This is a genomic window from Stenotrophomonas sp. Marseille-Q4652, from assembly GCF_916618915.1.
Lineage (GTDB): Bacteria > Pseudomonadota > Gammaproteobacteria > Xanthomonadales > Xanthomonadaceae > Stenotrophomonas.
In genome coordinates, this window is the sequence record NZ_CAKAKE010000001.1 from 2,364,321 (window position 1) to 2,390,772 (window position 26,452).

A 26,452-nucleotide genomic window follows, 5' to 3' on the forward strand; every position below is an offset into this window, starting at 1 on the left:
GGGATCTGTGAAAAGAGCACTACTTCTCGTGGCATTGTTGAGCGCGGCTGCGCTCATAACTTCTTGCAGCATGACGCTGCCGGTTCGCGGCAACGTCATGAACTCCAGCGAGACGTTCACTGGCACAGCTACCGGTTACATGGACGGCGGCGGCAACCTAACGATCGTCACATCCAAAGGCGCCACCTGCAAAGGCAACTTTGTGTATGTGAGCCGGCGCGACGGTGAGGGCGTGTTCACCTGCGACGACGGTCGCACCGGCCCGTTCTCCTTCGTGTCCACGGGCACGCGAGGCACGGGCAAGGGTGACCTTGGCGGTGAGCGCTTTATCTTCACGTTCGGCAAGCAGTAGTTGCCGCCTAACAATTCATTCAAGCCGACGCCGCTTCGCGGCGCGGCTTAACTCAGGTGTTAGATGCCAGATTTGGCGTTGCGTATGCTCACAGAAAATCGACAGCCGCAAGACTGTTTTTGGCAACTCATAGCCACCACTATTTATCCTTCATACCGTAGAGGAGATTGCACGTGAAGAACTGGCTCTTTCTGGCTATTGCAATATTTGGTGAGGTCGTCGCAACTTCCGCACTGAAGTCCAGCCATGGATTCACCAAGTTAGTTCCTTCTGTTGTAGTTGTGGCTGGCTACGGGCTTGCGTTCTATTTCCTCTCTCTCGCAATCAAGTCCATCCCGGTCGGCATTGCTTATGCTGTTTGGGCTGGCCTCGGCATCGTACTTGTGGCAGCTATCGCTTGGATCTTCCATGGCCAGAAACTAGACTTGTGGGCGTTCGTTGGCATGGGACTTATCGTTAGTGGCGTCGCCGTTCTAAATCTGCTATCCAAGGTCAGCGCACATTGATCGGGCTGGCATCTAACAATTCATTCAAGCCGACGCCGCTTCGCGGCGCGGCTTAATTCAGGTGTTAGGCCATGGCAGATAGAACACAGCGAGCGTGGTATTGGCATTTCGTGGACGCAGCAGCGCAGATTCCGCTCAGAGGGTGGCTGTGGCTCATCGGCGTAGTCTTGGCTATCCCGACCAGCTACTACGGCTTTGTCTGGGTGCAGGCCAAGCTCGTCAAACAGCAGGCGAACTGTTACACCGATCTATACACGAACATCGGTTCAGCCACGCCTGCCACTCACGAGGCGCAGATTCAAGAGGTGCTGAACCAACTTGCCCAATACAACGCTTGTAACCAGGCAGTGGACCCGAAGATCGGCACAATCGAGTTCGTGAAGAAAGAGTACGAGCGCGGCAAGGTCAACGGGCCATAGCCTAACAATTCGTCCAAGCCGACGCCGCTTCGCGGCGCGGCTTAACTCAGGTGTTAGGCTCTCAATGCAACTACAGGGGGACTCATGAAAAGGCTATTGGTGCTATCTGCTTTTCTGATCAGCGGGACCGCGGTTGCGAAAGGCCCCGAGCCAGTCTCGATCGGCAGTGGTCGTTACATGCTCACAGACCGCAACGTCACGATCTTCGGCTCACCTGACGGCATCGTCGTCAACCTAATCCGGACGGCTCACGCTTACTGCGCCAAGAAGACAGGGTCCGAGGCCGAGCTTCTCGACACATCTGGCTCTGGTGGGGGGCCCGCAGGACCTGCCAGCGCAACGATACAGTTCCACTGTCCTACCGCGCCCGCTATTGCCAGGCCGAGCGGCGGGAGGTATTTCCAAATGCTCTCTGGCACCGACGTGGTTGCAGAGATAGCGATGGCTGACTCGGCTGCATGCACGGACGTGCTCGGGGCGCCGGGGGCCGCACAATGTGCATCAACTTCCGCGGCCGATCGTCTTCCGGTCCGCGCAATCTTCGAAGACCCTGCTGACAACAAAGTTGTCGTACTTGAAGCGGCAGACATCGAAACTTGCAACTCCTTCGTATCGGGCGTCGCATCTGGTGGTTCGCTAAATACCATCAAGCCGTGCACTGCGAAGTGAGAGCCTAACAATTCGTCCAAGCCGACGCCGCTTCGCGGCGCGGCTTAACTCAGGTGTTAGGCCGCTAAGGAAACATAGCTGGAGAGCGCGATGAAGAGGATTGGTGCCGTACTTGCTTTCTGTATGACTCTGTCGCTAATGGGCTGCGCAAGCGTCGCTCAGCCAACATCAGACGAACTAGCGAACGCTGACTACGGGCCGGTGATCTCAAAGGAGGCAGCGGAGGTTCTTGCGAGAGGGGTTCTCGATATGCACTTGAAGGATCCGTACAGCGCAGTAATGAAGTGCGAAGAGCCGAAGCAGGGGTGGAGAAACGACGACCTGTTTAGCAAGTACAAGAAACACTACGGCTATGTGCTCACCTGCATGGTGAACGCCAAGAATAGTTTCGGCGCCTTTGGCGGCTACAAAAAGTATGAGTTCGTCATCAACAATGGCACCGTCATTGCCGCATACGCGGAGGCTCAGATCCAGACCAGTACATACATGGAGAAGATCAGGTAGCGGCCTAACAATTCCGTAAGGAGCTTCCCGTCAACCCCGAGTGCATGATCTCCGCGCCTTGAGCGTCAGGCATTTGCTGTTGCCGGCTTTTTCGATCTTGCTGCAGGACCACTCGCCAGAGTGATTCGGTGATTCAGGCGTTGCCAGACTGCATGTCCGTAATCGGTCTTGTTGGATCGGCGTTGCGATCCGGACCAGGGTAAACACCGCACCCGAAGGCCTCTCTCATTCATCGGTTTGGCCCATGCACGGGGATCAGCCGTGTCATGCGATGGCGCCACCTTGTTAGTCAGGCTCTCTTCGGGGCGGTCTGACCGCTTGCTACCTCGTCGCTCTGGCGTTGAACACTGTGTGCCGTGTACCGCTTTCAGGCGGCCGCGGCTTGGGTCTTTCGCTTCGCGGGCCTCTGCACCATCGGGTGCCTGAGCCAGGCTTCGGCATCGTAATTCTCGTCACGTGCCAGCATCGCCCACAGCTGCCGCGCGTGTTTGTTGGCAATCGCCACCAGCACTTTGCCGAACGGCATGCGTTGCGCCAAGCCGCGGATCCAGATCTGTTCGGCCGCGGCTTTGTCCAGCGGCACTGCGTTCGCGCGTTGCAGACTGCTTCTCGCGCCCTGGATGAGCAGGGTGCGCAGGTAACTGTCACCGCGACGACTGATCTGCCCAAGACGTTGCTTGCCGCCGCTGGAATGCTGAGTCGGGGTCAGCCCCAGCCACGCCGAGAGTTGCCTGCCATGCGTGAACTCGCGGCCATCGCCGATCGTGGCGACCACCGCATCGGCGGTCAGCGGTCCGACACCGAGAATCCGTTGCGCGCGCACGCTGCGCGCGTCGGCTTTGGCGTGGGCGGCAATGCCGGCATCGCACCCGCTGATTCGCTCGCGCACCTGTTGCCAGTGTTGCTGCAGATCATCGAGCAACCCGTGCAGCATCGTCGGCAACTGCTGGCGCACGGTCTCATCCCCAAGCGCGCGACGCAGCGCGTGGTCGCTGCGCGCCACCACCACGCCGAACTCGGCGAGCAGACCACGCAGACGGTTGCTGATCGCCAGGCCCTCGGCCTTGTAGCCTTCGCGCACGCGATGCCAGCTCAGCCGCGCCTGCTGGTCGACCGTCTTCACTGCCACGAAGCGCATGTTGCCCTGTCGCGCGGCCGTGGCGATCGCCTCGGCATCGTTGCGGTCGTTCTTGTTGCCCTGTGACTTGCGGAACGGTTTGACGAACTGCGCCGCCATCAGGCGCGGCACCAGCCCATGCTCGAGGCAGCGCCGCGCCCAGTGATGCGCGCCGCTACACGCTTCCATCGCCACCACCGTGCCGGGCGGCAGCTGGACCAACCACGCGGCAAAGGCATCACGCTTGAGGTCACGGCGCTGTCGCACCCGCCCCGCGGCGTCCAGTTCGGCCACTGAGAACACCTGCTTTGCCAGGTCCACACCCATGGTTATAGTGCCCATTGGAGACTTCCCCTTCGTTTGATTGTTCGTCGAAACACAATCATGGCACTCGATGCCGAGCGGCTTGCCGCTGAAGTGGGAAGTCTCCTTTTTACTCGTTCAAGCCGACGCCGCTTCGCGGCGCGGCTTAACTCAGGTGTTAGGCCCCAGGAGATTTCTATGTCGAGCTTTGGGAACTGCTGTGGTGACATGAAGGATGCGATGACATCGCCGCCAGAAAAGCTGCTTCGGGTTGAGGACAACGGTGTCCTGTACTTGACGGTTGGATATGCCAATACAGACCAAGGTGTCGGTTGGTTTGATCAAGCTGTTCTGTATTGCCCCTTTTGCGGCACAGCTCTCCAGTCCCGCGCAGAGATACAGCGCCGTACTGGGGCCTAACAATTCATTCAAGCCGACGCCGCTTCGCGGCGCGGCTTAATTCAGCAACTGTCTTGAAGCGCGCCGCTCAAGCCAGCGCCAAGCCTTCCATCCTGAGCTCGTCACGTCGCTTGGCGTTGACGATGCCAAGCAGCTTGCGCATGCACGCCACCAACGCAACCTTGCCCAACTTCCCGCGTGCCCTGAGCTGCTGGTAGTGCGCCTTCATCAGCGGATCCCAACGCACCGCCGAGAGCGTGGCCATGTACAGCGCGACGCGGACCGGAGCGCGCCCACCCCGGATCCGGCGTTTGCCTTGTCCTTGGCCGCTGTCCCGGTTCATCGGCGCCACGCCGGTGAGTTTGGCGATCTGACGACGGTCGAGGTGGCCAAGCTCCGGCAGTAGCGCAAGGACGGTGGCCTGGAACACCGGCCCGAGACCTTTGCTTGAACGCAGCGCGGGTGAAGCGTGTTCCTGGATCAAGGCCTTCATCGACCGCTCGATGGCGGCAAGTTCCCGGGTCAGTGCGGCCACGGTCCGTGCAACCAGCTTGCGGACCTCCGGTGGGGCCATGGCCGCCTGTTGCTTCTGCGCCTGAAGCAGCACGACCACCTGGCCACGGCGCCGAAGCCAGTCGCGGAGCTCCCGCTGCCATGCGGGCGGTGCCACATGGCGGCGCAGGCGATCACCGAACATTCCGGCCATCAGCGCCAGGAGCCTGGCATCGATGGCGTCGGTCTTGGCCAGCTCACCGGTGGCCCGGGCGAAATCCCGCGCCTGACGCGGGTTGACCCGCGCAATCCAGAGCCCGGCATCGCAACAGGCCTCAAGTAGCGGCTCTTCGTAACCGCCGGTGGCCTCGACCACGATCCGCTGCACGTCCATTGCCTCCAGGCGCTTGATCAGCTTGGTGATCCCCGCCCGGTTGTTGGCGAAGCGGTCCACGCCCGGCTGCCCATCTACGGCCAGATCCAGATTGGCCTTGCCCACGTCGATCCCTGCTGCCCGCATGCCCGTTCTCCGCTAGAGTTGGCCGGTCGAGAGCATCGCGCCCGAGGCCCACGCTTATCAGTTCGAGGGCAACCTCGATCAACTGTTCGGGCGCAGGGCGCGAGATCCGGCGTGCGGCCCCTGCTGAATTACGGTGGTGCTGACACCGAGGCGTTATCGGGCGCGCACGCCGGGCTCTCGGCTCTTAGGCTAGGGGAAACTCAAGACATAAGGCGTTAGGTTGCAAATGAGAGTCACGTGGCGTCCCTAAAGATCACACGCGCAGTTGCTGCGAGAGCGCGGATTGGCCGCGTTGATAGTCGCCCGCTCGAAACACCTGAGGCCGTACTTGGGGACTGGTACGTGACGCTTACCCAGGTCGACGGAAGGAATGCCTTTGTATATATGAGCGAGCGCTCTCTCCTCAGCTTCCTCATGCTAGAAGGCGAGCGAGTCACGCCGGCAAAGCTGTTCAGCTCCTTCATCGGCGGCCTATTGCTCACGCTTGAAACGGCAGGACACTCCGAGCAAACCAGAGACCGCGTCCTCGCTGAGTACGCTGTCGGTGCAATCGATCGTGCAACAGATCTCTCGCTGCTCGGCTCCCTAACCAATGTCGCACTGGATTACGCGGCGTTCATCGAGCACGATGGCGGCCTATCTCGCTGTAACATCAGTGACGTCGTCATGAGCATCAACACACGTCCGGCCAAGCGACTCGGGTTTGACAGTCCGCTGGAAGTGACTGCGTTGTTGCTGCGTGGCGTTGCAACCTAACAATTCGTCCAAGCCGACGCCGCTTCGCGGCGCGGCTTAACTCAGGTGTTAGGCCGCATAAGGACACATCTCGCGATGACTTACGTTTTAGCCATCATTGCCATTTCCATCGCCATTTTGACCTTGACTGTACTGAAGCCGAAGCCTCGCGAAGTTTCGTCTCTTCCAAGCCCATCACAAGATGTCATAGCGCTCATTGGGCTTGGGGAAAAGGTTGCTGCAATCCGGGCTTATAGAAAACAAACTGGAGCCTCGTTGCTTGAGGCTCGGCGGGTTGTTGAGCTCTATGCTGCCTAACAACTCATCCAAGCCGACGCTTTCGGCGCGGCTTGATTCAAGGTGTTAGGCCACTGGAGGCCAACTGTGTCGGAGCCGAAGATATCTCCTCGTAAGCTCGCCGCTCTCTTTGCACTTTCCCTTGGCGGTGGCCTGGTCGGCACCATGTCGAAGATCGAATGGAACCTGCGTGGGTGGGTCCGGTAAGTCTCGTGGGGTCTATCGCCCTGCTGCTCGTCGGCGTGCTCTCGGCGCCTTGGGCTAGCCGTGCATTGCGGCGCAAGCCCACCCGGCCAGTGGCCTGACAGTTCGTCCGAGCCGACGCCGCTTGAGGGCTCGGCTTGAACCAAGGTGTGAGGGTCGCCGCGGTACGCGCCTATCGGCAACACACCGGCACTTCGCTGCTGGAAGCCCACCGGATCATTGCCCAGTGGGCTCAGGGGCTGTCCGGGCCGGCCAGTCACACGATTGAACATCGACAGGCAGGAGGCGGGATGGGGCTGTTCGAGCTCAAGGGTGAGGGCATGAAGCGCAACCTGCCCGGCCCCATCGGCGTCGGAGTTGCCGTTGGTTCCATGCCGATGGGCGTCCCTGTCGATATCGCGCTGGGCCTGGGCGGGAAGCCAGGATGATCGCCCCCCTCCTCGCCACCCTGCTGTCCGGGCCAACCGCGCTTCCCGGAGAGGCCACCCGCAGCATCCATCCGGTGCGCCTGATGACCGACGCGCCGGCGCGCTGCGTATCGCTGCCCTCCGGCCAAGGCATGTCTTTCGTGTTGGACCGGGACGAGCTGGACGCCATCATCGATGCCGCCCCGAAGCACTGGACCACCGAGGCAGAGCGCCAGGCCTTCATCCGTGCCCGTCGTGCCAGGGCCCTGCTCGATGCCGTGGAAGGAACCGATGCGTTGGGCTGCGCGGTGGCCGGCCGTCCCGCCGACAGTGAATACCTCGTCCTGCACCTGGGTGAACAGGGCCGGCTGCGTGCCTGGGATGCTGGGGCGGGTGCGTTTGTACCCCTCGTCGAACGGCTCGAATACAACCTCGACTGTCGCCAGGGTCTGTTCGGTACCTATACTTTCCGCAAGCCGGGCGGCGAGGAATTCTTCTTCCTCATGTCCTGCATCCGGTAACGCAACAGTCCCGCAACGAGGAAATCCACAGGAGGCGTTGCCATGAACAGGACCCAGGCAGAAGCCATTGCCGATGCGATGCTGGCGCGCGACCCGGAGCGGGAGGAGCGGCTGCGCCTGCGCCGCGAAGCCGAGGCACGGCAGCTGCGCGAAGGCCGCAAGTTGGCTGTCGTCGCGCTGGTGGCGATGGCGGTGGGCGGCGTCATCGCTTACCTGACCGATCATCACTTCGCCACGGGCGCGCTGTACACGGCGCTTGCAGCACTGGGACTGTCGCGGTTGCACACGACGCACGAGCGTCGTCGCGGCGAGGCCGGCACCCGGGCCCGCCACAAGGCCGAATGATCCACGGCACCCTGATCCGGGCTTGGCGCACGGCAGGTGTCGCCGGATGGGTGGCGTGCCTGCTGCTCGCCGGGTGCGACGGGCGGCCCGCCGGTGACGCGCAGCGTGCACACGGGGATCCGCAACGGATTTCATCGGCGGGCTTCGAGGAGAGGGCCACCGCACTGGAGGCCTGCCAGCAGAAGCTGGAGCTGGCCTTCGAGCTGGGACTGGTACAGAACCTGGATACGGACAGCGCGCGCCCAGCACTGGTCGTCGGGCCGGGATGGTCGCTGCTGCAGCCCGGGCAGCAGCACGGCATTGCCCACGCTGCGGCGTGCTTCATCGGCGGTGGCGAGGCGGGACGGCGCGAAGTCCTCGACCTGCGCGATGCGGCCAGCGGCGACGTGGTGGCGACATGGTCCGGCGAGGCGCTGCAGACGCAATAGGCCTGCCCGCCCATCGCGTCTCCTGACCCGGCGTTGCCGGTCATGCGATAGTCCCGGACCACTGTGTCCAATGCCGGCGCAGTGATGGCAACCAACCTGCCGGGGACACATGGACACCATTGGTTTTGATGACTTCCTGAAGGTGGAACTGCGCGTCGGACGCATCATCGAGGCGTCGGTGTTCGAGCAGGCGCGCAAGCCGGCCTACGTGCTGCGCGTGGATTTCGGCGAGGAACTGGGGACGCGCAAGTCCAGCGCGCAGATCACCGCGCTGTATACGCCGGAGGAACTGGTCGGGCGACTGGTGGTGGCAGTGATCAACTTCCCGCCCAAACAGATCGGCCCGCTGATGTCCGAATGCCTGGTCACCGGCTTCCATGACGAGAACGGCGACGTCGCGCTGTGCGTGCCCGACCGGCCAGTGCCGCTGGGCACGCGCCTGCTCTGAGCGCGCGCGGTCGCGGCCGGGAGGCCGCGGGCGCACACTATCGGCCCCGCTTCCGGAGTCGATCCATGTCATCGCTGCCACCGCTTCCGTCGATCACGCCCGGCCGTTACCGGCACTACAAGGGCAACGACTACCAGGTGCTGGGCGTGGCCCGGCACAGCGAGACGCTGGAAGCGCTGGTGGTGTACCGCCCGCTGTACGGGGAAGGCGCGCTGTGGGCGCGGCCGCACGCGATGTTCTGCAGCGAGGTGGAAGTGGACGGCCAGCCGGTGCCGCGCTTTGCACTGGTGACTGCGGCTGGCAAGGACACATCCGCGTCGGCGGAAGGAGGGCACTGATGGGTGATCCACGCGAACTGGGGGGCCTGCGCGTACTGGTTGCCGGTGGCAGCCGCGGCATTGGCCTGGCCATTGCGCAGGCACTGGCTGCTGCCGGCGCGCGGCTGTCGCTGTGCGCGCGGGGCGCGGAAGGCCTGCGCCGCGCTGCGGAGGACATCAGCCAGCGCGGTGACATGCCGCCGCACTGGCAGGCCTGCGACCTGGCCGATCCGTTGCAGATCGGCACGTGGGTCGAGGCCGCAGCGGAGGCGCTGGGCGGCATCGACGTGGTGGTCAACAACGCATCGGGCTACGGCAACGGCGTGGACGATGCCAGCTGGCAGGCCGGGTTCGACGTGGACCTGATGGCCGCGGTGCGCTGCAACCGCGCCGCGCTGCCGCACCTGCGGCGCAGCGCCGGCGGGGTGATCCTCAACGTCAGTTCGATCAATGCGCTGCGGCCCACGCCACGTGCAGCCGCTTATTCAACCGCCAAGGCCGCGCTGAACTACTACACGGTGAACCTGGCCACCGAACTGGCGCGCGAGCGCATCCGGGTCAACGCCCTCGCCCCGGGTTCGATCGAGTTCCCCGGTGGACTGTGGGACCGGCGCCGCAGCGAGGAGCCGGAGCTTTACCGCAAGGTACGCGACAGCATCCCGTTCGGCGGCTTTGGCACGGTGGAGGACGTGGCCCAGGCCGCGCTGTTCCTGGTGTCGCCGCGGGCGCGCTGGATCACCGGGCAGGTGCTGGCGGTGGATGGCGGCCAGGTGCTGCCGGGCTGACCGCCCCGCCGCGTCAGCCGTCCTGCCCGGTCAGCCGGGCCGATTCGATTTCCCGCACGCCCGGGACCGGCTGCAGCGCGGCGTCGACCATCGCCGCGGCAATGGCCTCGGCCGGGTTGACCCGCAGCCGGCGTGGCAGCACCGGCCCCAGCGCGCCGAGCACGCGCTGCCCCAGCTGCTCGGCCGGCCTTGGCTGCTCGCGCTCGCCGCCGATCAGGCCCGGGCGCACCAGCACCAGTGATTCAAAGCCCAGCGTGCGCAGGTCGCGCTCCAGTTCACCCTTGACCCGGTTGTAGAAGATGGCCGAGCCCGGGTCCGCGCCCATCGCCGAGTTCAGTACGAAAGCCGGGCAGCCGTGCGTGCGCAGGCAGCGCGCCGCGGCCAGCGGGTAATCGTGGTCGACCCGGGCAAAGGCCTCGCGCGAGCCGGCCTGGGCGCGGGTGGTGCCCAGTGCGCAGATCGCCGCATCCACCTGCCACCACGGCGCATCGGCCGGCAGCCGCTCGAAGTCGACCTGGGGGCTGTCCAGCTTCGGGTGGGCCTGCCCCAGCGGCCGGCGTACCGGCGCCACCACTTGCGCCACTGCCGGATTGGCCAGCAGCCGCTCCAGCACGTGGCCGCCCACCAGCCCGCTGGCTCCCAGCACCATCACCCTCATCGCCACCTCCCGGCTCAAGCAGGCTGCCAGCGTGCCGATATCGGATGACCAATGCCACCACCGGCAGCCTCCGCCACGCCCCTCCCGCCAGGATCGTCCATGCCCGATGACACAGCCCCTGCCGCCTCCCCGTCCCCGGGCCTGGGCCGCATCCTGGCCCGGCGCCAGGCCCAGGCGGCCGGTGCAGCGCAGGAACCGGCGGTTGCGGTGAGCGGCGGCAGCGCGGTGGCCCTGCAGCACCTGTTCGTCCGCGCCAACGAGCCGGCCGAGCTGCTGCTGGCCTTCGCCCACGGCATGGCCACCCTGCCCGGCGAGCTGGCCGACATGGGCAAGCGGCTGGAGAGCGCGCACGCCGAATCGGACTGGAACCGCTACGGCCGGCTGCTGCGGCTGCTGATCGACAAGTACATCCGCACCGTGGAGCTGGACGGCCCGGGTTCGGGCAACGACACCCAGCGTTTGCGCGGGCTGCTGGGCCACACCCTGGGCGTGGCCGTGGCCAGCCTGGTCGAGGACAGCACCGAGCTGCAGCAGGAAACCCGGCAGGTGCTGGCGGCGCTGGATGGCTGGCGCAGCGGACAGCCGCTGGACCCGATCGAATACCGCGTGCGCGAACTGTCCCACCAGGTCGGCGTGCGCAGCCACGGGCTGCAGGAACAGCGCGACATGCTGCTGAGCCTGTTCGACCTGCTGCTGGAGAACATCGCCGAGCTGCTGGACGAGCGCAGCTGGCTGCAGGGCCAGATCGCCGCGGTGCGGGGGCTGCTGGGCAGTCCGCTGGATCCCGGTGCGGTCGAGCGCACCCGCAACAACCTGCGCGAGGTGATCTACAAGCAGGGCCTGCTCAAGCAGGGCATCGCCGAATCCAAGGCGGCAATGAAGGACCTGATGGGCGATTTCGTCGAGCAGCTCGGCGGCATGGCGATCAGCACCGGCGAGTACCACGACCGCATCGCCGGCTATTCGCTGGCGGTGCGCCAGGTGCGCAGCATCAACGACCTCAACCAGCTGCTGCAGGACGTACTGCACGACACCGGCCGGGTGCAGGCGCAGGCGCTGCTGACCCGCGACCACCTGGCCCACGCCCGCGCCGAGGCCGAGGCGGCCGAACAGCGCATCCAGGCGCTGGAGCGGCAGCTGGAGGAAGTCAGCAGCCTGGTGCAGGTCGATCCACTGACCGGTGCGTTGAATCGCCGCGGGCTGGAAGCGCTGCTCGAGCGCGAATGCCAGCGTGCGCAGGCCAGCGGCCACCCGCTGTGCGTGGCGCTGATGGACCTGGACGATTTCCACGTCACCAACGACAACCACGGCCACGACGGCGGCGACCGCGCCCTGCACCACCTGGTCACCGTGGCCCGCGCGCAGCTGCGCAGCACCGACGGCATCGCCCGCATGGGCGGCGACGAGTTCGTGCTGGTGCTGGCCTCGACCGGGCTGGAGGAAGGCCTGGCCACCACGCGCCGTCTGCAGCTCGCGCTGCAGCAGCGTCCGGTGATGCATGGCGAGGTGCGCATCCATGTCGGTTTCAGCGCTGGCGTGGCCGAGCTGCGCACCGGCGAAAGCGGCAGCGATGCCCTGCGGCGCGCCGACCAGGCGATGTATACCGCCAAGCGGGCCGGCAAGGCCCAGGTGCAGGCCGCGTTCTGACGCCAGGCCGGGCGGCGCCAACGCCTGCGCTGCCGTTGTGATATTTCCTGCCCCGGTGCGAATCACCCCGGCATGGAAACCCTGGTGAAATCCCCGTTCCAGTCCGCCGCCGACCCAGGCCAGGCGCGCGAGCGCTTTGCCAGCCTGCTGCAGGCCCACCACGGCATCGTGCTCAGGGTGGCGCGCAGCTACTGCGCCGATCCGCAGGACCGCGCTGACCTGGTGCAGGAGATCAGCATCCAGGCCTGGCGTGCCTTCCCCGGCTACGACGAAGGCCGCGCGCGGTTTTCCACCTGGCTGTACCGCATCGCGCTGAACGTGGCGATCTCGCAGCTGCGCGGGCAGCGCCTGCGCGAGCGCTACCGCGCCCCGTTCGAGCACGCCGATGCCTGCGCTGCGCCGCAGCCCGACGACGGCCGCGACGAGGACCTGCGCCGGCTTGAAGCCGCCATCGCCTCGCTGCCACCCCTGGACCGGGCGCTGATGCTGCTGGCGCTGGACGACCACGGACACCGCGAGATCGGCGAGATCCTGGGCCTGTCGGCAGCCAACGTCGGCACCCGCCTGCACCGGTTGCGCGAACGCATCAGGCGCCAGCTGCTGGGCGAAGACACGAGGAACGGGCATGGACAGTGAACTGCAACAGCTACGCGCGACCTGGCAGCGCCAGGACCTGCGCATGGACGGCATCGAGGCACTGGCGCTGCAGGCCTGGCGCGAGCCGCGGCAGCAGCGCGTACGCAAGGAACTGCGCCGCTTCGGCAGCGGCCAGCTGCTCTGGCTGCTGGCGTGGATCGGCCTGACCGCGTGGGTGGCGGGCTACTGGGTAGCGAACCGGCAGGTGCCGCACCTGCTGCTGCCCGGGTTGGCCCTGCACCTGTACGGCATCGCCGCGATCTGGATCTCGGCCACGCGCGCGCTGCTGGCGGTGCGCGTGCAGGCCACCGGTCCGGTAGTGCAGCAGGCACTGCGGCTGGCGCAGCTGCGCCGCTTCACCGCGCTCGGCGAGCTGGCCCTCGGCCTGCCGTGGTGGTGGCTGTGGCTGCTGGCCACCCAGGTGGGACTGCACGCGGCGCTGGGCATCGACCTGTATGCGCAGGCACCGCGCTGGTTCATGGCCACGCTGGGGTGTGGCGTGGTGGCGATGGGCGCCAGTGTCTGGCTGGCCCGCCACGGGCTGCGTCGGGCGTCGCCGGGCTCGCGCATCGAGCGGCTGCTGGATTCGCTGTCCGGCTGCAGCCTGTCCCGCGCCCGCACCGAACTGCGGCAGATCGAGCGCTTCGAGCGCGAGTGAGGCCCGGCGCGGGCCTCAGTGCGCGGCCGGCTGCCCGCGCAGGCGCTGGAACGCGGTGACCCCTGCCAGCACCACCGCGCCGATCAGGAGGCCGACCAGCACGCTGCCCAGTGCGTTGGCCACGACCTCCCATCCGGGCGACGGCGCCATGCCCAGCACGAAGTGGTGCAGCGCCGGGATCGCGTGGACCAGGATGCCGCCGCCGACCAGGAACATCGCCGCGGTGCCGGCGATCGACAGGCTCTTCATCAGCCAGGGCGTGGCGTGCAGGATGCCGGCGCCGATGCGCCTGCGTGCGCCGCCCTTGCGGCACAGGTACAGGCCGATGTCATCGAGCTTCACGATCAGCGCGACCAGGCCGTAGACGAAGGCGGTCATCGCCACGGCGATGATCGCCAGCGTCGAGACCTGCTGGGTGAACGGTGCATCGGCGACCACGCCCAGCGACAGCACGATGATCTCGGCCGAGAGGATGAAGTCGGTACGGATCGCGCCGCGGATCTTGTCCTTCTCCCACGCGACCACGTCGGCGGTCTCGTCGGCCAGCACCTTCAGGCGCTCGGCGCGACGCTGCTCATCCTCCTCCTTCGAGTGCAGGAAGCGGTGTGCCAGCTTCTCCACGCCCTCGAAGCACAGGAAGGCGCCGCCGAGCATCATCAGCGGGGTGATCGCCCACGGCAGCCAGGCGCTGATCGCCAGCGCCGCCGGCACCAGGATCGCCTTGTTCAGCAGCGACCCCTTGGCCACCGCCCACACCACCGGCAGCTCGCGCGCGGCGGTCACACCGGTCACCTGCTGCGCGTTGAGCGCCAGGTCATCGCCGAGCACACCGGCTGTCTTCTTGGCCGCCACCTTGGTCAGGATGGACACGTCGTCGAGCAGGGTGGCGATGTCGTCGAGCAGGGCAAACAGGCTGGCACCGGCCATGGGTGTTCCACGAATGAGGGGCGAAGGCGCGAATTCTCGCCGATCCGGCGTCAGCGTGGTGGGACGTATTCACCGGGCCACCACCCCCCGCTGCCCACACTTCCGGCCATTACCCGCATCCCCGTTCCCGGAGCCGACCTTGAGCAACAACAATGCAGCCAGCAATGCCCCCGTCGGCGGCATGAGCCGCCGCAGCCAGATCCTGCGCCTGTTGCTGCGCTACCGGAACTCGGGGGTGTTTTCGGGCATGAACCTGGACCCCGGTGGCGTCACCGAACTGCCGCCGGAAGGCGATGCCGAGCAGTTCGTCACCGACCTGGAGGCGCTGGGCCCGACCTTCGTCAAGCTCGGGCAGATGCTCTCCACCCGCCCGGACATGGTGCCGCCGGACTACATCGCCGCGCTCGAGCGCATGCAGGAGAACGTCGCCCCGGTGCCGCTGGAGCGGATCGAGGAGGTGATCGAGAAGGACCTCGGCGCCCCGGTGTCGCGACTGTTCGGCAGCTTCGATCCGGTACCGCTGGGCTGCGCCTCGATCGCCCAGGTGCACCGCGCCACGCTGCGCGACGGCACCCCGGTGGCGGTCAAGGTGCAGAAGCCCGAGGTCGCGGTGCAGCTGCGTTCGGACCTGGAGGTACTGCGCAACTTCGCCAATGCCGCCGACCGGCTGACCAGCATCGGCCGCCGCGTGCGCCTGGCCGACTGGCTCAACGAGTTCGGCAAGACCCTGGTGGCCGAGCTGGACTACTGCAACGAGGCCGAGAACCTGGCCCGCTTCGGCCAGCACCTGGCGCCGTTCCCGGAGCTGTGGGTGCCGCAGCCGGTGTGGGACCTGAGCAGCCACCGCGTGCTGACCATGGAGCTGGCCAACGGCGTGCGCGTGGACTCGATCCCCGACGTGCGCCGCACCGAGGAATCGATGGAACCGCTGGCCAGCGCGCTGATCCGCGGTTACCTGGACCAGATCTTCGTGCATGGCGAGATCCATGCCGACCCGCACCCGGGCAACCTGCGTGTCACCCCGGACAAGCGCCTGGCGATCTTCGACCTGGGCATGGTCGCGCACGTGCCGCCTCGCCTGCGCGAGCGCCTGCTCAAGCTGCTGTTCGCCGCCGTCGATGGCCGCGGCGAGGAAGTGGCCGAGGAAATCATCGGCATCAGCACCCGGCTGGAGGATTACGACGAGGAGCGCTACCTGCGCGAAACCGGACAGATGATCGCCCGCTATGCCGCGCACGGGAACCACTCCGAAGGCCGCGTGGTGCTGGACCTGGTGCGCATCGCCACGGCCTGTGGCCTGCGCACGCCGCCGGAACTGAGCCTGCTGGGCAAGGCCCTGCTCAACCTCGAATCGGTGTGCCGTGCCCTGTGCCCGGACCTGGACACCCGCGACGTGGTGGAAAAGCAGCTGCAGCACGTGATGCGCGCGCGGCTGAAGAAGTCGCTGTCGGCGGCCAACCTCGCCAGCGAGGCGATGGAGCTGCAGGCGCTGATGCGCGAAGGCCCGCGCAAGGTGTCCGACATCCTGGCCCTGGTCGCCGAGAACCGCCTGCAGGTGCGCGTGGCCGGGCTGGAAGAGTCACGGCTGATGGAAAGCCTGCAGAAGATCGCCAACCGCGTCGCCGCCGGCATCATCACCGCCTCGCTGATCATGGCCTCCTCGCTGATGATGAAGGTGGAGACCGGCCTGCATTTCCTCGGCTATCCGGCCTTTGCGATGGTGCTGTTCCTGCTCGGCGTGATCCTGGGGCTGGGCATCATTGCCAGTGCGCTGATGTTCGACCGCCGCACGCGGGCTCGCGAGGAACGCGGCCACCGCTGACGCGCGTGTTTTCCGCGGTATTGGCAGCAACGGCGTGCTGCGCGTGCAGCACGCCAGTGTGCGCAACAAACATTTCAGTCAGGTTTCCGCTGGCATGATCGCCCGCTCCGGTGTCCCGGGCTCGGGACAGGGGACGCGGGCGTGATGCAACGGAAGCGTTGTCGCCTGTTGCTTTCCAACATGCGAACGACGACTTATGCCCTGGATGCTCTGGCTGTGCCTGCCGTTGCTTGTATACCTGCTGCTGGCCTCGCCGAGGCTGGCCTGGTTGAAGGCGGCCCTGCTGTCGCTGTTCCTGCTGCTGCTCAGCAGCTGGTGGCTGATCGACCAGCTCAGCGGTGATGGCATCAATGCCGCCACGCTGTACCACCTGCGCGCGGACATGGAAGGCGCCGGCGTCGGTGATTTCCGCAGTTACATCGCCATGTTCGCGGGCCTGGTCATGCTTTCGCTCGTGCCACTGGCTCTGCTGCGGGTGCGCCGGTTCCGCCTGCCCGGCAACGGCATGGCGATCTTCGCCGGCTTTGCCGCGCTGCTGGTCACCAGCACGCTGCTGAGCCCGCTGTATCCGGACGCACGCCGGCTTTACCAGCACATGCAGCCGGTGGACTACGCCCAGGTGGCGCCCGAATACCGTGTGCCGGCGCAACCGCTGGCGCGGCCGAAAAACATCGTGTGGATCTATGGCGAGAGCCTGGAACGCACCTACTTCGATGAAACCGTGTTCCCCGGGCTGATACCCAACCTGAAGCGGCTGGCCGGTGAAGCACTGGACGTACGCGGGCTGGATTCGGCCGAAGGCAGTGGCTGGACCATCGCCGGGCTGGTGGCCTCGATGTGCGGCGTGCCGCTGACCACCGCGCAGGGCGACGAGAACAGCATGGGCCGCATGGGCCGCTTCCTGCCCGAGGCGGTGTGCCTGGGTGATTACCTCAAGCAGCAGGGCTACACCACCCATTACCTCGGTGGCGCCAATGGCCAGTTCGCCGGCAAGGGCCAGTTCCTGGCCAGCCACGGCTTCGACGCGGTCCACGACCTGTCCTGGTTCAAGCAGCAGTCCATCCCCAGGCGGCATTTCTCCAACTGGGGCCTGCACGACGACGTGCTGCTGGACACCGCCTACGAGCGCTTCCTCGAGCTCTCGCGCGCCGGCCAGCCGTTCATGGTGACCACGCTGACCATGGACACCCACCATCCGGCCGGCCACCTGCCGGTGGCGTGCAAGCGCACGCGCTACCGCTCAGGACACGGCGACATCGGCCTGCTGCATGCACTCAAGTGCACCGACCGGCTGATCTCGCGACTGGTCGACCGCATCCGCAGCAGCGAGTTCGCCGCCGACACGCTGGTGGTGGTCGCCTCCGACCACCTGGCCATGCCCAACCACCTCAGCCACCTGCTGGAGGAGATGCCGCGCGAGAACCTGCTGCTGTTCCTCGGCGACGGCATCGCCCCGCGCCAGCTCAGCGCGCAGGCCGGCACCACGCTCGATACCGGCGCCACCTTGCTCAACCTTCTGGATCCGGCCATCAATGCGATAGGCTTTGGCCGCTCGCTGCTTGATCCGGCCACCGGGGTGAGTGCCAGCGCCGCGGCGCGGCAGGGCGATGGCAAGGACTATTCGCGTTACCTGGCGTTCTCGCGCTCGCTGTGGCTGGGCAATGACACCCCGCGCATGTTGCGGCTGGAGGACGACCAGGTGATGGTCGGCGTGCAGCAGGTACAGCCGCCGGTGCTGCTCGAGTACGACGAGCGCTGGGCGCTGAAGTCGGTGTACCTGGAAAACACCTCGCAGCAGTTCGAGAAGGCCGACCCGGCCAACACCCTGGCCTATGTCGACCGCTGCACCGCGTTCGAGGACCGCTCGGCCGATGGCGAGTGGTGCGCACTGCTGGTCAGCCAGGACCGCGGCATCAAGCTGTTCCGCGATGCGCAGCTGCGCCGCGGTATTGCCGTGGATGCGCCGCTGGACAGCATGCAGGGCCCGCGCCCGGTGGTGCGGCAGTCGCGCATGATCAGCCGCGAGGCGCGGCGCACCCATCCGGGCCAGTACGTGCTGGAGCTGTATGCGAAGCAGCAGCCGTCGCGGCCGTTCTGGGTCGAGGCGGTGTCGTCCAAGCGCAAGGTGGTGGTCGCACAGCAGTGGGTGCAACCCGATGCCGATGGCCGCATCCGCATGCCGCTCGGGCTTGACCACGAGGTCGACGATCTCGAGATCCGCGCCTGGCTCAACCACGCCGAGAAGCTGGCGGTGGACGACTACGCGCTGCTGCCCTCGGACGCGGTGCCCGACCGCTCCTGATACCGCGGACGCCGGCGGTCAGCCGGCGCCGGTCCCCTGCTGCTCCAGCGCACGACCGGCGTCGGCCGGATCACGCACCAGGTGGATGTCGGTCGGAGCCACCAGCGCGATGCCGGCCTCGGCCAGGCGCTGCAGGATCACGAACAGCAGGTCGCTGCGCACCGAATACGCACTGCGCGGGCTGGAGACGTAGGCGAAGCTGTTGATCGCCACCTGGCCACCGGCAATCGAATCAATGAACACCGATGGCGCCGGGTCTTCCAGCACGCCCGGGTGTTCGGCATAGGCACGCAGCAGCTCGTCACGCAGCCGCGCCACGTCGGTGTTGAGCGGCACCGAGAACTGGATCTGCAGACGGCCCTGCGGATTGGCCATGGTCATGTTGCGGATGGTCTTGGTGATCAGCTCCGAGTTGGGAACGATCAACGTCGACTTGTCGCCGACCTGGATTTCGGTGGAGCGCACGCTGATGCGGCGGATATCGCCTTCCTGGTCACCGATCTTGACCCAGTCGCCGATCTTGACCGGCCGCTCGGCCAGCAGGATCAGGCCGGACACGAAGTTCTGCGTGATCGCCTGCAGGCCGAAGCCGATACCGACCGACAGCGCGCTGAGCACCAGCGCCAGCTTTTCCAGGCCAACATCCAGCGCGGCCAGCGTGGCCATGACCGCCAGGATGATGCCGACGTAGCGGGCGATGGTGCTGATCGAATTGCGTGCGCCCAGGTCCAGCTCGGTGCGCGGCAGGTAGGTGTCGACCAGCCAGCGCTGCACGGCCTGCATCACCGCCAGGCCAATGGCCAGCACCAGCAGCGCGCGCAGCACCGCGCCCGGGGTCAGCGAGAAGCCGCCGATACTGACGCCGCGCGCGGCGGTCTCGAACCAGCCGATCACCGAGCCGGAGCTGCCGTAGGGCATCAGCAGCGCGCCCACGGCCAGCACCACCAGCCCCAGCTGCAGCAGTGCGGCCAGCAGCACGCCGGCCTGTTCCACCCGCGCCCTGCTCAGGCCGGTGGCCATGTGGATCGCGCGGCCAAAACCCTCCTCGGGCCGGAACAGCCAGGCCATCAGGTCGCCGGTGAACTTCACCAGCAGCGCCAGGGCCGCCAGCACCACCACGCCCCAGATCAGCTGCTGGGTCACGAACATCGCGAAGTTCAGGTAGCCGGCCAGTCCGGCGATCAGCGCCGCGGCAACGGCCATATGGCCGATCACGCTGGCCAGGACGATCCAGCCGGTGTTGCGGCGCCGGGTCGCCGGCACGGCGTCCAGCTCGGCGGCATCGAGGGCTTCGAGCGCACGCCGCCCTCGCAGGCGCGAAAGCGTGACCAGGATGGCGATGATCAGCGCCATGTTGGCCAGCGCGATCACGCCGTCCACCGTCACCGTCAGCACCTCGCCGGTGCGCGCGGCGCGGTTGATCGACAGCAGCATCATGCTGGCCCAGGTCAGCGCCGCGGTGGTCCAGGTGTACTTGCGCAGGCGGACCGCGGCGGTGTCGTCGATCGACAGCAGCCGCCACGAGCCCTGGTGCGGCATCAGCAGCGCGCTGCTGAGCGCGGCGATGCAGGCGGCGATGAAGGTGGCCTCGACGAAGCGACCGGCCACCTGCTCCAGCCGCGGCGGGATCGCGTCGATGTACTGCATCGCCTCGACCAGCATCCATGCTGCCAGCCCCGGCATCAGCGTGCCGACCAGCAGCAGCCACATCGCCAGCCCGGAACGGCGCAGGCGGCTGGCCGGTGCCTCGGGCCGCATCGCGCGGCGGCGGCCGGCGCGGCGCAGCCAGATGCGCAACGGGAACACCATCACCGCCGCCAGCGCCAGGGCGGCCAGCGGCACCCACGGGCCGTCGCGCTTGATCGCCTTGGCCAGCGCGCGCTCGCCCTGCCGGTACAGCGCGAACAGGCGGTCGCGGTCCTTCTCCTGGTCGGTGATGAACTGCTTCCACAGCGTCGGCGACAGCGGCGAGGCCATGCGCCGCGACAGCTGCGCGCCAAGCTGGTTGACCCGCATCCGCTCGATGGATTCGGCCAGTTGCTGCGCCTTCAGCGCCAGCAGGTTGGCGTTCTTGATCGCGGCATCGACCTCGCTGCGCTCGGCGTTGATCTGCCGGCGCTGACGGGCGATGGCCGCATCCTCGGCGCTGCCCTCCTGCACCTCGCCCAGCTGCGCCAGGCGCGCGTCGAGCTGCTCGCGTTCCGGTTCCAGCGCACTGGCCGCGGCACTGGCGGTGCGCTGCACGTCCTTGGCCCGTTCGCTGAGCGTGGCCAGGGTGTGCGGGGTATCGGCACTGGCCAGCGCGCGCTCCACGTCGGCCAGGTCGGTGGTCGACTGGACGATGCGGGCCTGGGGCGTGGCTTCCTGCGCGGCCAGCGGCGCGGCGACGAGCAGGCACAGCCACAGCAGGAGGCAGGACAGGACGGAAGCGGGGCGTCGTTGCAGCAAGGGGAGAACCACCGTGGGGGCGCGGGCTCGCGCGGTGCGCAGACTATAAGCCAGCCACCGCACGCGCCCGGTGTGCACGGCTCAGGTGCTGTCGCGGCGCAGGCACTGCAGCAGGTCCTGCATTTCCCCGGACAGCGCGGCCGGCAGTTGTCCGCCCGGCACCGGCGGATAGCCGTCACGCAGTGCGCGCGTGGCGCTGTCCAGCGCACCGTGCAGCCGGGCCACGCCATCGCTGCCGAACATCGAGCGCGCGGCCTCGACCGCGGCTTCGCCCTCGATGCGCTCCAGCGCCCAGGCCAGCGACAGCACGCGGTAGGCCAGCCGCTGCGCGGCGGCGATCGCCGGCCACTGGCGCTCTGCCGCCTGGCGTGGCACACGGCCGGCAACCATCGCCGCGTCGTAGGCCTTGGACAGCGCGAAGCTGCGGTGCATCAGGTCACGCCGCGCCTGCCGCGCCGCACTGCTGGCCGGGGTGCCGGCCGCCAGGTGCGGCAACACCGCCGCCACCGCCGCGAACAGCCGCTGAAGTTGCCCGGGAATCAGCGCCGCTGCCGCGCGCGGGGCCATCAGCTGGTACACGACCAGCGCCACCGCACAGCCCACTACCGTATCCACGCCGCGGGCCAGCACGTAGCTGCCGAGATCGGCCGGGGGATGCCCGCCCGAGGCCAGGGTCAGCGCCGCGGCGGTGATGAACAGCACGGCGATGGCGTAGTTGCGCACCACCAGCATTTCGACGCAGAACTGCAGCGCCATCACCACCAGCGCCAGCTGCCAGCCATTGGGTCCGCTGGCCAGCACCGCGGCGGCCAGCAACAGGCCGAACCAGGTGCCGAGCAGGCGCTCGAAACTGCGCTGGAGCATGTTCGTCCAGTCCAGCCCCTGGTACAGCATCAGCACCGCGGCAGCGATCGCCCAGTAGGCGCGCTCCAGCTCCAGCCACGCGCCAATGCCGCCGGCCACCAGCGCGGCCACGCCCACCCGCGCCACCACCAGGCGCGTGGTCGAGCGCGGGCGCATGGCCTCGGCCAGCGCCTCGCGCACGCCGGGGTGGCCCAGCGGGGTGGCATCGTGCGGCCGCGCCGGCGGCGGATTGGCGGCCTGCACGGTAAGCGCGTGCGCGCGGTCACGCAGGTCATCGGGAATCGTCTGGCCGCGGCCACGCAGTTCCATCGCCTCGGCAAACAGCAGGTGCAGTTCGCGGTTGAGTCCACGCAGGCGCGCCAGCCGGCTATCCGGGCGCAACGCGGTGGGCTGGAAGCGCACCAGTGCCTGCCAGGCATCGTGCAGGGCCATCGCCGCCTGCTGCCGCGCCTTGGCCTCGATGCCGCTGTCCTGGGCCTGGATATAGCCCAGCACAGCGCGGCCGGCCGCCGTCACGGCCGCGGTTTCCGGCCCGCGCGGCGCCCACAGCGCACCGGCCATGTGCACCAGCCACGCGAAGCTGCCCGCAGCCAGTACCAGCGCACCGGCCTGCAGCGGGCCGAACAGCGGCGGCATCGCGCTGCCGGCCGCGCAAGCCAGCAGGAACAGGTAGGCCCCGGGCGGTGACACCCGCAGCGCGGTGCACAGCCAGGTCGCGACCATCGCGATGGCCGCCACGGTCGGCACGATCGCCCACGGCACCGCGGCCACCGCAATGCCGATGCCCACGGCCAGCGCGAAGCCCAGCGCCACCACGGCCAGGTGCACCGCGCGGCTGGCGTACGGGCGACCGCTGCCGTACAGCGAAGTGAAGCCACCGATGGCGGCCACCATCCCGGCTGCGACGTCCGTGGCCAGCCAGCCGACGAAGATTGGCAGGCCCATGCAGATGCCGGCGCGCAGCGCAAAGCCCAGCCGGCGTGGCGGCAGCGGCCGCAGCACGGTCAGGTTGCGCAACAGGGTCGCGGGCAGCGACGGCGGGGATGACGGGGACGCCACCGGCAAAGGATACGCCTGCCCCCTGTGGCGCCATGTCGGCACGGAGCTTTCCACCGGCATCGCAAGGCGGCCACGGTCGTTTCACCACCAGGTCCGTATACCTGTCGGCACGGACGCCGCAGCGAACCCCCACGTAGAGGAGACCACACATGAGCCAGCATCCGCCGTTGAACACGGTCGCTTCGTTGAACCTGCAGCGTTACCTCGGCACCTGGTACGAGATCGCACGCCTGCCGATGCGCCACGAGCCGGAAACCTGCACCGACGTCACCGCCACGTACTCGCTCAACGACGAGGGCAGGATCGAGGTCCGCAACCGCTGCATCGACAAGGGCAAGGTGGAGGAATCGGTGGGCGAGGCCAGCCCGATCGATGAAACCAACGCAAGGCTCGAGGTCACCTTCCTGCCCGAGGGTCTGCGCTGGATCCCGTTCACCAAGGGCGACTACTGGGTGATCCAGGTCGATCCGGCCTACACCGTGGCCCTGGTCGGCAGCCCGGACCGCAAGTTCCTGTGGCTGCTGGCACGCGAGCCGCAGCTGGACCCGATGGTGAAGCAGCACTACCTCACCCTCGCCAGCCAGCAGGGCTTCGAGCTGGGCCCGCTGATCCACACCCCGCACACCGGCAGGGCCGCGGCCTGAGCCATGTCCGGCGGCCGCGCCACGCGGTCGCCGGCTATCCACGATGAACCGTAACGCCGCCCCACGCGCCCGCGGTTGGCCAAACCGCGGCGGCGGCAGGCATGATGCAGGACTCATGCGTTGTCTGGAGTTGCCGATGATCCGTTCCCTGCTGCTGGCCTGCCTGCTGCCCGGCATCGCCATCGCGGCCGAACCGGCAACCCCGGACAAGGCGCTGGACCTGAGCGTGCCGCAGGCGCCGATCCGCTACCTGGCCGACCCTTCCGTGCAGCGCGACCCGCCGGGCACCTTCTACGGCGACCACAGCGGTCGCGGACTGGCCCGCGGCAAGCCCGCCGAAGCCAACGTCAGCGACGACGGGCTGCAGGTCAATGGCGCGGTGACGGTGGGCGTGGGCTATTCCGAGCGTTACGGCAACAGCAACTTCCAGGCGCTGGACCTGAACCTCGGCAAGGACTACACCAACGACGAAGGCCGCACCCGCCGTCTCGACCTGCACATCCACGTCAGCCAGGGCGAGGGCCCGGGTCCGTACGGCCCGCCGGGGATGCTGCCGCACCCGGGCTGGTAAGCGCGCGCCGGCCAGGCCCCGTGGGGCGGTAGAATGCGGGCCGGCCCGGACCCCACCCGGCCGCTTCCGGAGTGGCAATGATCAACAACGACGTACTGCGCAGCATCCGCTACAGCCTCGACCTGAGCGATGCCATGGTGGTGGACACCATCCTGCTGGCCGATCCGGCCTTCGAGGTCGACCAGGCCGAGGTCCATGACTACCTGCGCAGGGACGAGGAACCGCTGTTCGTGCAGTGCCCGGATGCGGTGCTGGCGCACTTCCTCGACGGCTTGATCGTGCACTTCCGTGGCCGCGATGAATCGGCGCCGCCGCGCCCGGTGGAAAAGCGCATCACCAACAACCTGGTGCTGAAGAAGCTGCGCGTGGCCTTCGAGCTGAAGGACGTGGACATGCATGCGATCTTCGAGAGCGCTGGCTTCCCGCTGTCCAAGCCGGAACTGTCGGCGCTGTTCCGCCAGCCGGGCCACAAGAACTACCGCGCCTGCGGCGACCAGCTGCTGCGTGCCTTCCTCAAGGGCCTGGCCCAGCGCCTGCGTCCCACCGCCTGAGCCACTACCGGCGGGCGCTATCATGGCGCCCTCGTTTTCCAAGGTAAGCGCAACGTGCAGACGATCCTGACCCCCGTCTCCATCGGCGAGCTGGTCGACAAGATCACCATCCTCGAGATCAAGGCCGAGCGGATCACCGATCCGGACAAGCTGGCCAACGTGCGCACCGAGCTCGACGGCCTGCTGCCGCTGTGGGAGCAGCAGTTCCAGCTGCGTCCGGCGCTTGGCCCGCTCAAGGACCAGCTCAAGGAAATCAACACCCGCATGTGGGACATCCAGGACGGCCTGCGCGCGCGCGAAGCGGCGCAGACCTTCGATGACCAGTTCATCGCCCTGGCCCGTGGCGTGTACGGCACCAACGGCGAGCGCGTGGCGGTGAAGAACGAGATCAACCGCCTGGCCGGCTCGTCGCTGGTCGAGGAAAAGCAGTACCAGGGCGAATAAGCGCCCCATCACGGCCGGCTTACATTGCCGGTCGCACCCTGCGCCGGTCCCGACCCGGGACGTCGGACAGGAGGACGCCGTGTCCTACGTCGATGGTTTCGTGCTGGCGGTGCCGCGCGCCAACCGGCAGGCCTTCATCAAGCATGCGCGCTCGCTCGACCCGATCTTCCTCGAGCTGGGCGCGCTGCGTGTGTGCGAGTGCTGGAGCGATGACGTGCCGCACGGCAAGCAGACCGATTTCTACCGCGCGGTGCAGGCCGGCGAGGACGAGGCCGTGGTGTTCTCGTGGGTCGAATGGCCGGACAAGGCCACCCGCGATACCGCGATGCAGAAGATGATGGAGGACCCGCGCATGGATCCGGCCAACATGCAGGTGCCGTTCGACGGCAAGCGCATGATCTTCGGCGGCTTCGAAGCGCTGGTCGACCTGCGCCCCTGAGCGGCCGGCGACGCAAAACAAAAAGGCCAGGCATCTGCCTGGCCCGTCGTCTGCGTTGTTTCCGTGCTCAGCCGGCGAGATTGCCGGTGGTGTGTTCGCCTGCCTGCAGCGGTACGGTCCTGATCGAAAGGCACTCCGGGCAAACCCGCTCCAGCACCTTGATGACCGGTTCATATACCGCCTTGCAGCGCATGCACTGGACCTGTCCAGTCGCGTTGGCTTCCATAAGCCATTCCTCTCCCTTTTCAATCAAGCACCGAATATCGGGGAGTGCGGGGGTGTTTTCAACCCCAAGCCTATGAAAGTCGTGGGTTTTTCCGGGAATTGCCTATTCAGGGCGGTCGGCCCCCGTCTACTTTATTCCGCTGCCGCTTCGCTGGCCGGGGCCTTGGCCGCACTTGAAGCGCCTTCGCGCAGCAGTGGCCACGGATTGAAGGCACCCGCGTCGCCGTAGATGCCGTAGTGCAGGTGCGTGGGCGTGCCACGCGCATTGCCGCTGTCGCCGACAAAGCCAAGCACGTCACCGGGGCGCACCACGTCGCCTTCGGACAGCCCCGGTGCCCAGCCTTCCAGATGCGCGTAGTAGTGGCGCTGCCGGGCCGGGCCGATCACCCACACCTGGCGTCCGCCCAGCCCGCCCTCGCGGATCGAGCTGACGATGCCCAGGGTGGTGGCCCGCACCGGCGTGCCACGCGGGGCGAAGATGTCCACGCCCTCGTGGCGGCGGTCAGTGCCGCGCGGACCGCCCCAGGTATCGGCAATCGTCGTTGCACGCACACCCTCCACCGGCACCGGCAGCGCTGTGGGTGCCGGCATCCGCACCAGCTCCCAGCCCACGCGGAAGCGCTCCGTGAAAGGCTGCTGCCACGACCACCACGCCACGCCACCGAGCAGCAGCACGGTGAACAGCCAGCCCAGCAGCGTGCGCAGCAACGGGGCGTAGTCGCGCGGCGGGGCCTTCAATGTGTCGGGGGAGACCATGGCCGCAGCTTAGGCAGCGGTCCGTCGGCAGCG

Annotated in this window: 30 protein-coding genes; 22 read left to right on the forward strand and 8 right to left on the reverse strand. The window is 67.3% G+C overall.

The genetic code is table 11. The features are described from left to right. Positions 1 to 70 precede the first annotated feature (70 nt). The 4 genes from LG380_RS11230 (at position 71) to LG380_RS11245 (ending at position 2,450) form a co-directional block, all read left to right on the forward strand. Positions 71 to 352 carry a hypothetical protein gene (locus LG380_RS11230; protein WP_225765196.1) on the forward strand — a complete coding sequence of 94 codons (282 nt, stop codon included), beginning with the start codon at positions 71 to 73 and terminating at the stop codon, positions 350 to 352. A 173-nt stretch (positions 353 to 525) separates the two neighbouring features. After that, positions 526 to 858 carry a quaternary ammonium compound efflux SMR transporter QacL gene (gene qac, locus LG380_RS11235; protein ID WP_015059047.1) on the forward strand — a complete coding sequence of 111 codons (333 nt, stop codon included), beginning with the start codon at positions 526 to 528 and terminating at the stop codon, positions 856 to 858. Positions 859 to 929: 71 nt separating this feature from the next. After that, positions 930 to 1,277: a hypothetical protein gene (locus LG380_RS11240; protein WP_225765198.1), complete on the forward strand. Its 348-nt coding sequence runs from the start codon at positions 930 to 932 to the stop codon at positions 1,275 to 1,277. 759 nt (positions 1,278 to 2,036) lie between these two features. Further along, on the forward strand, positions 2,037 to 2,450 hold the full coding sequence (locus LG380_RS11245) for a hypothetical protein (RefSeq protein ID WP_225765200.1): 414 nt from the start codon (positions 2,037 to 2,039) through the stop codon (positions 2,448 to 2,450). A 367-nt stretch (positions 2,451 to 2,817) separates the two neighbouring features. Here LG380_RS11245 and LG380_RS11250 read toward each other — a convergent pair whose 3' ends face one another. After that, the gene (locus tag LG380_RS11250; RefSeq protein ID WP_225765202.1) at positions 2,818 to 3,909 is read right to left on the reverse strand and encodes an IS110 family transposase; all 1,092 of its coding nucleotides are present in this window, start codon (positions 3,907 to 3,909) and stop codon (positions 2,818 to 2,820) included. A 448-nt stretch (positions 3,910 to 4,357) separates the two neighbouring features. Beyond that, complete coding sequence (locus LG380_RS11255) at positions 4,358 to 5,281, reverse strand: IS110 family transposase (protein WP_225765080.1); 924 nt, start codon at positions 5,279 to 5,281, stop codon at positions 4,358 to 4,360. Between the two features lie 384 nt (positions 5,282 to 5,665). Here LG380_RS11255 and LG380_RS11260 point away from each other — a divergent pair, with 384 nt between their 5' ends. The 8 genes from LG380_RS11260 to LG380_RS11295 all read left to right on the forward strand — a co-directional run bounded on the left by LG380_RS11260 (position 5,666) and on the right by LG380_RS11295 (position 9,768). Beyond that, positions 5,666 to 6,037 (forward strand): hypothetical protein, encoded by a 372-nt coding sequence (locus LG380_RS11260; RefSeq protein ID WP_225765204.1) that lies wholly within the window; start codon positions 5,666 to 5,668, stop codon positions 6,035 to 6,037. A gap of 617 nt (positions 6,038 to 6,654) precedes the next feature. Beyond that, a complete protein-coding gene (locus tag LG380_RS11265) occupies positions 6,655 to 6,945 on the forward strand; it encodes a hypothetical protein (protein ID WP_225765206.1) in 291 nt (96 codons plus the stop codon). After that, the gene (locus LG380_RS11270; protein ID WP_225765208.1) at positions 6,942 to 7,445 is read left to right on the forward strand and encodes a hypothetical protein; all 504 of its coding nucleotides are present in this window, start codon (positions 6,942 to 6,944) and stop codon (positions 7,443 to 7,445) included. Before LG380_RS11265 ends, LG380_RS11270 begins: the two co-directional genes overlap by 4 nt. A 42-nt stretch (positions 7,446 to 7,487) precedes the next feature. Continuing rightward, positions 7,488 to 7,790, forward strand: a complete 303-nt coding sequence (locus LG380_RS11275) for a hypothetical protein (protein ID WP_225765210.1) — start codon at positions 7,488 to 7,490, stop codon at positions 7,788 to 7,790. Further along, positions 7,787 to 8,218 carry a hypothetical protein gene (locus LG380_RS11280; protein ID WP_225765212.1) on the forward strand — a complete coding sequence of 144 codons (432 nt, stop codon included), beginning with the start codon at positions 7,787 to 7,789 and terminating at the stop codon, positions 8,216 to 8,218. The genes LG380_RS11275 and LG380_RS11280 overlap by 4 nt, the downstream gene beginning before the upstream one ends. Positions 8,219 to 8,327: 109 nt before the next feature. Beyond that, positions 8,328 to 8,666: a tRNA-binding protein gene (locus LG380_RS11285; RefSeq protein ID WP_225765214.1), complete on the forward strand. Its 339-nt coding sequence runs from the start codon at positions 8,328 to 8,330 to the stop codon at positions 8,664 to 8,666. A 65-nt stretch (positions 8,667 to 8,731) separates the two neighbouring features. Then, positions 8,732 to 9,004: a DUF1653 domain-containing protein gene (locus LG380_RS11290; RefSeq protein ID WP_225765215.1), complete on the forward strand. Its 273-nt coding sequence runs from the start codon at positions 8,732 to 8,734 to the stop codon at positions 9,002 to 9,004. Beyond that, the gene (locus LG380_RS11295; RefSeq protein ID WP_225765217.1) at positions 9,004 to 9,768 is read left to right on the forward strand and encodes an SDR family oxidoreductase; all 765 of its coding nucleotides are present in this window, start codon (positions 9,004 to 9,006) and stop codon (positions 9,766 to 9,768) included. The genes LG380_RS11290 and LG380_RS11295 overlap by 1 nt, the downstream gene beginning before the upstream one ends. Before the next feature lie 13 nt (positions 9,769 to 9,781). Here LG380_RS11295 and LG380_RS11300 read toward each other — a convergent pair whose 3' ends face one another. Further along, positions 9,782 to 10,426: an NAD-dependent dehydratase gene (locus LG380_RS11300; RefSeq protein WP_225765218.1), complete on the reverse strand. Its 645-nt coding sequence runs from the start codon at positions 10,424 to 10,426 to the stop codon at positions 9,782 to 9,784. A gap of 99 nt (positions 10,427 to 10,525) precedes the next feature. Between LG380_RS11300 and LG380_RS11305 the strand changes: the two genes are divergently transcribed. The 3 genes from LG380_RS11305 (at position 10,526) to LG380_RS11315 (ending at position 13,367) form a co-directional block, all read left to right on the forward strand. Further along, positions 10,526 to 12,073 (forward strand): GGDEF domain-containing protein, encoded by a 1,548-nt coding sequence (locus LG380_RS11305; RefSeq protein WP_225765219.1) that lies wholly within the window; start codon positions 10,526 to 10,528, stop codon positions 12,071 to 12,073. 84 nt (positions 12,074 to 12,157) lie between these two features. After that, positions 12,158 to 12,709 carry an RNA polymerase sigma factor gene (locus LG380_RS11310; protein ID WP_225765220.1) on the forward strand — a complete coding sequence of 184 codons (552 nt, stop codon included), beginning with the start codon at positions 12,158 to 12,160 and terminating at the stop codon, positions 12,707 to 12,709. Continuing rightward, positions 12,699 to 13,367, forward strand: coding sequence for a hypothetical protein (locus tag LG380_RS11315; protein WP_225765221.1), 669 nt, complete (start codon positions 12,699 to 12,701; stop codon positions 13,365 to 13,367). Before LG380_RS11310 ends, LG380_RS11315 begins: the two co-directional genes overlap by 11 nt. A 15-nt stretch (positions 13,368 to 13,382) precedes the next feature. Here the strand turns inward: LG380_RS11315 and LG380_RS11320 are convergent, their stop codons facing one another. Further along, positions 13,383 to 14,294, reverse strand: a complete 912-nt coding sequence (locus LG380_RS11320) for a DUF808 domain-containing protein (RefSeq protein ID WP_225765222.1) — start codon at positions 14,292 to 14,294, stop codon at positions 13,383 to 13,385. A 181-nt stretch (positions 14,295 to 14,475) separates the two neighbouring features. Between LG380_RS11320 and LG380_RS11325 the strand changes: the two genes are divergently transcribed. Both LG380_RS11325 and LG380_RS11330 read left to right on the forward strand, forming a co-directional pair. Next, a complete protein-coding gene (locus LG380_RS11325; RefSeq protein ID WP_225766584.1) occupies positions 14,476 to 16,116 on the forward strand; it encodes an AarF/UbiB family protein in 1,641 nt (546 codons plus the stop codon). Between the two features lie 196 nt (positions 16,117 to 16,312). Further along, entirely contained in the window at positions 16,313 to 18,418 is a 2,106-nt protein-coding gene (locus tag LG380_RS11330; protein ID WP_225765223.1) for a phosphoglycerol transferase I, read from the forward strand. An 18-nt stretch (positions 18,419 to 18,436) separates the two neighbouring features. Here the strand turns inward: LG380_RS11330 and LG380_RS11335 are convergent, their stop codons facing one another. Next, the gene (locus LG380_RS11335; protein WP_225765224.1) at positions 18,437 to 20,866 is read right to left on the reverse strand and encodes a DUF3772 domain-containing protein; all 2,430 of its coding nucleotides are present in this window, start codon (positions 20,864 to 20,866) and stop codon (positions 18,437 to 18,439) included. Between the two features lie 81 nt (positions 20,867 to 20,947). Beyond that, positions 20,948 to 22,789 carry an FUSC family protein gene (locus tag LG380_RS11340; protein ID WP_225765225.1) on the reverse strand — a complete coding sequence of 614 codons (1,842 nt, stop codon included), beginning with the start codon at positions 22,787 to 22,789 and terminating at the stop codon, positions 20,948 to 20,950. Positions 22,790 to 22,938: 149 nt separating this feature from the next. Here LG380_RS11340 and LG380_RS11345 point away from each other — a divergent pair, with 149 nt between their 5' ends. From LG380_RS11345 to LG380_RS11365, 5 genes are all read left to right on the forward strand, one after another. After that, a complete protein-coding gene (locus LG380_RS11345) occupies positions 22,939 to 23,433 on the forward strand; it encodes a lipocalin family protein (protein WP_225765227.1) in 495 nt (164 codons plus the stop codon). Between the two features lie 136 nt (positions 23,434 to 23,569). Next, entirely contained in the window at positions 23,570 to 24,004 is a 435-nt protein-coding gene (locus LG380_RS11350) for a hypothetical protein (protein ID WP_225765228.1), read from the forward strand. 77 nt (positions 24,005 to 24,081) lie between these two features. After that, on the forward strand, positions 24,082 to 24,555 hold the full coding sequence (locus LG380_RS11355; RefSeq protein WP_225765229.1) for a DUF1456 family protein: 474 nt from the start codon (positions 24,082 to 24,084) through the stop codon (positions 24,553 to 24,555). Positions 24,556 to 24,609: 54 nt separating this feature from the next. Then, on the forward strand, positions 24,610 to 24,999 hold the full coding sequence (locus LG380_RS11360) for a DUF6165 family protein (protein WP_225765230.1): 390 nt from the start codon (positions 24,610 to 24,612) through the stop codon (positions 24,997 to 24,999). A gap of 79 nt (positions 25,000 to 25,078) precedes the next feature. Beyond that, entirely contained in the window at positions 25,079 to 25,438 is a 360-nt protein-coding gene (locus LG380_RS11365; RefSeq protein WP_225765231.1) for a DUF1428 domain-containing protein, read from the forward strand. A gap of 67 nt (positions 25,439 to 25,505) precedes the next feature. Here the strand turns inward: LG380_RS11365 and LG380_RS11370 are convergent, their stop codons facing one another. Both LG380_RS11370 and LG380_RS11375 read right to left on the reverse strand, forming a co-directional pair. Continuing rightward, the gene (locus LG380_RS11370) at positions 25,506 to 25,664 is read right to left on the reverse strand and encodes a hypothetical protein (RefSeq protein ID WP_225765232.1); all 159 of its coding nucleotides are present in this window, start codon (positions 25,662 to 25,664) and stop codon (positions 25,506 to 25,508) included. Between the two features lie 131 nt (positions 25,665 to 25,795). Beyond that, positions 25,796 to 26,419 (reverse strand): M23 family metallopeptidase, encoded by a 624-nt coding sequence (locus LG380_RS11375; RefSeq protein ID WP_225765233.1) that lies wholly within the window; start codon positions 26,417 to 26,419, stop codon positions 25,796 to 25,798. Between the last annotated feature and the right edge of the window lie 33 nt (positions 26,420 to 26,452).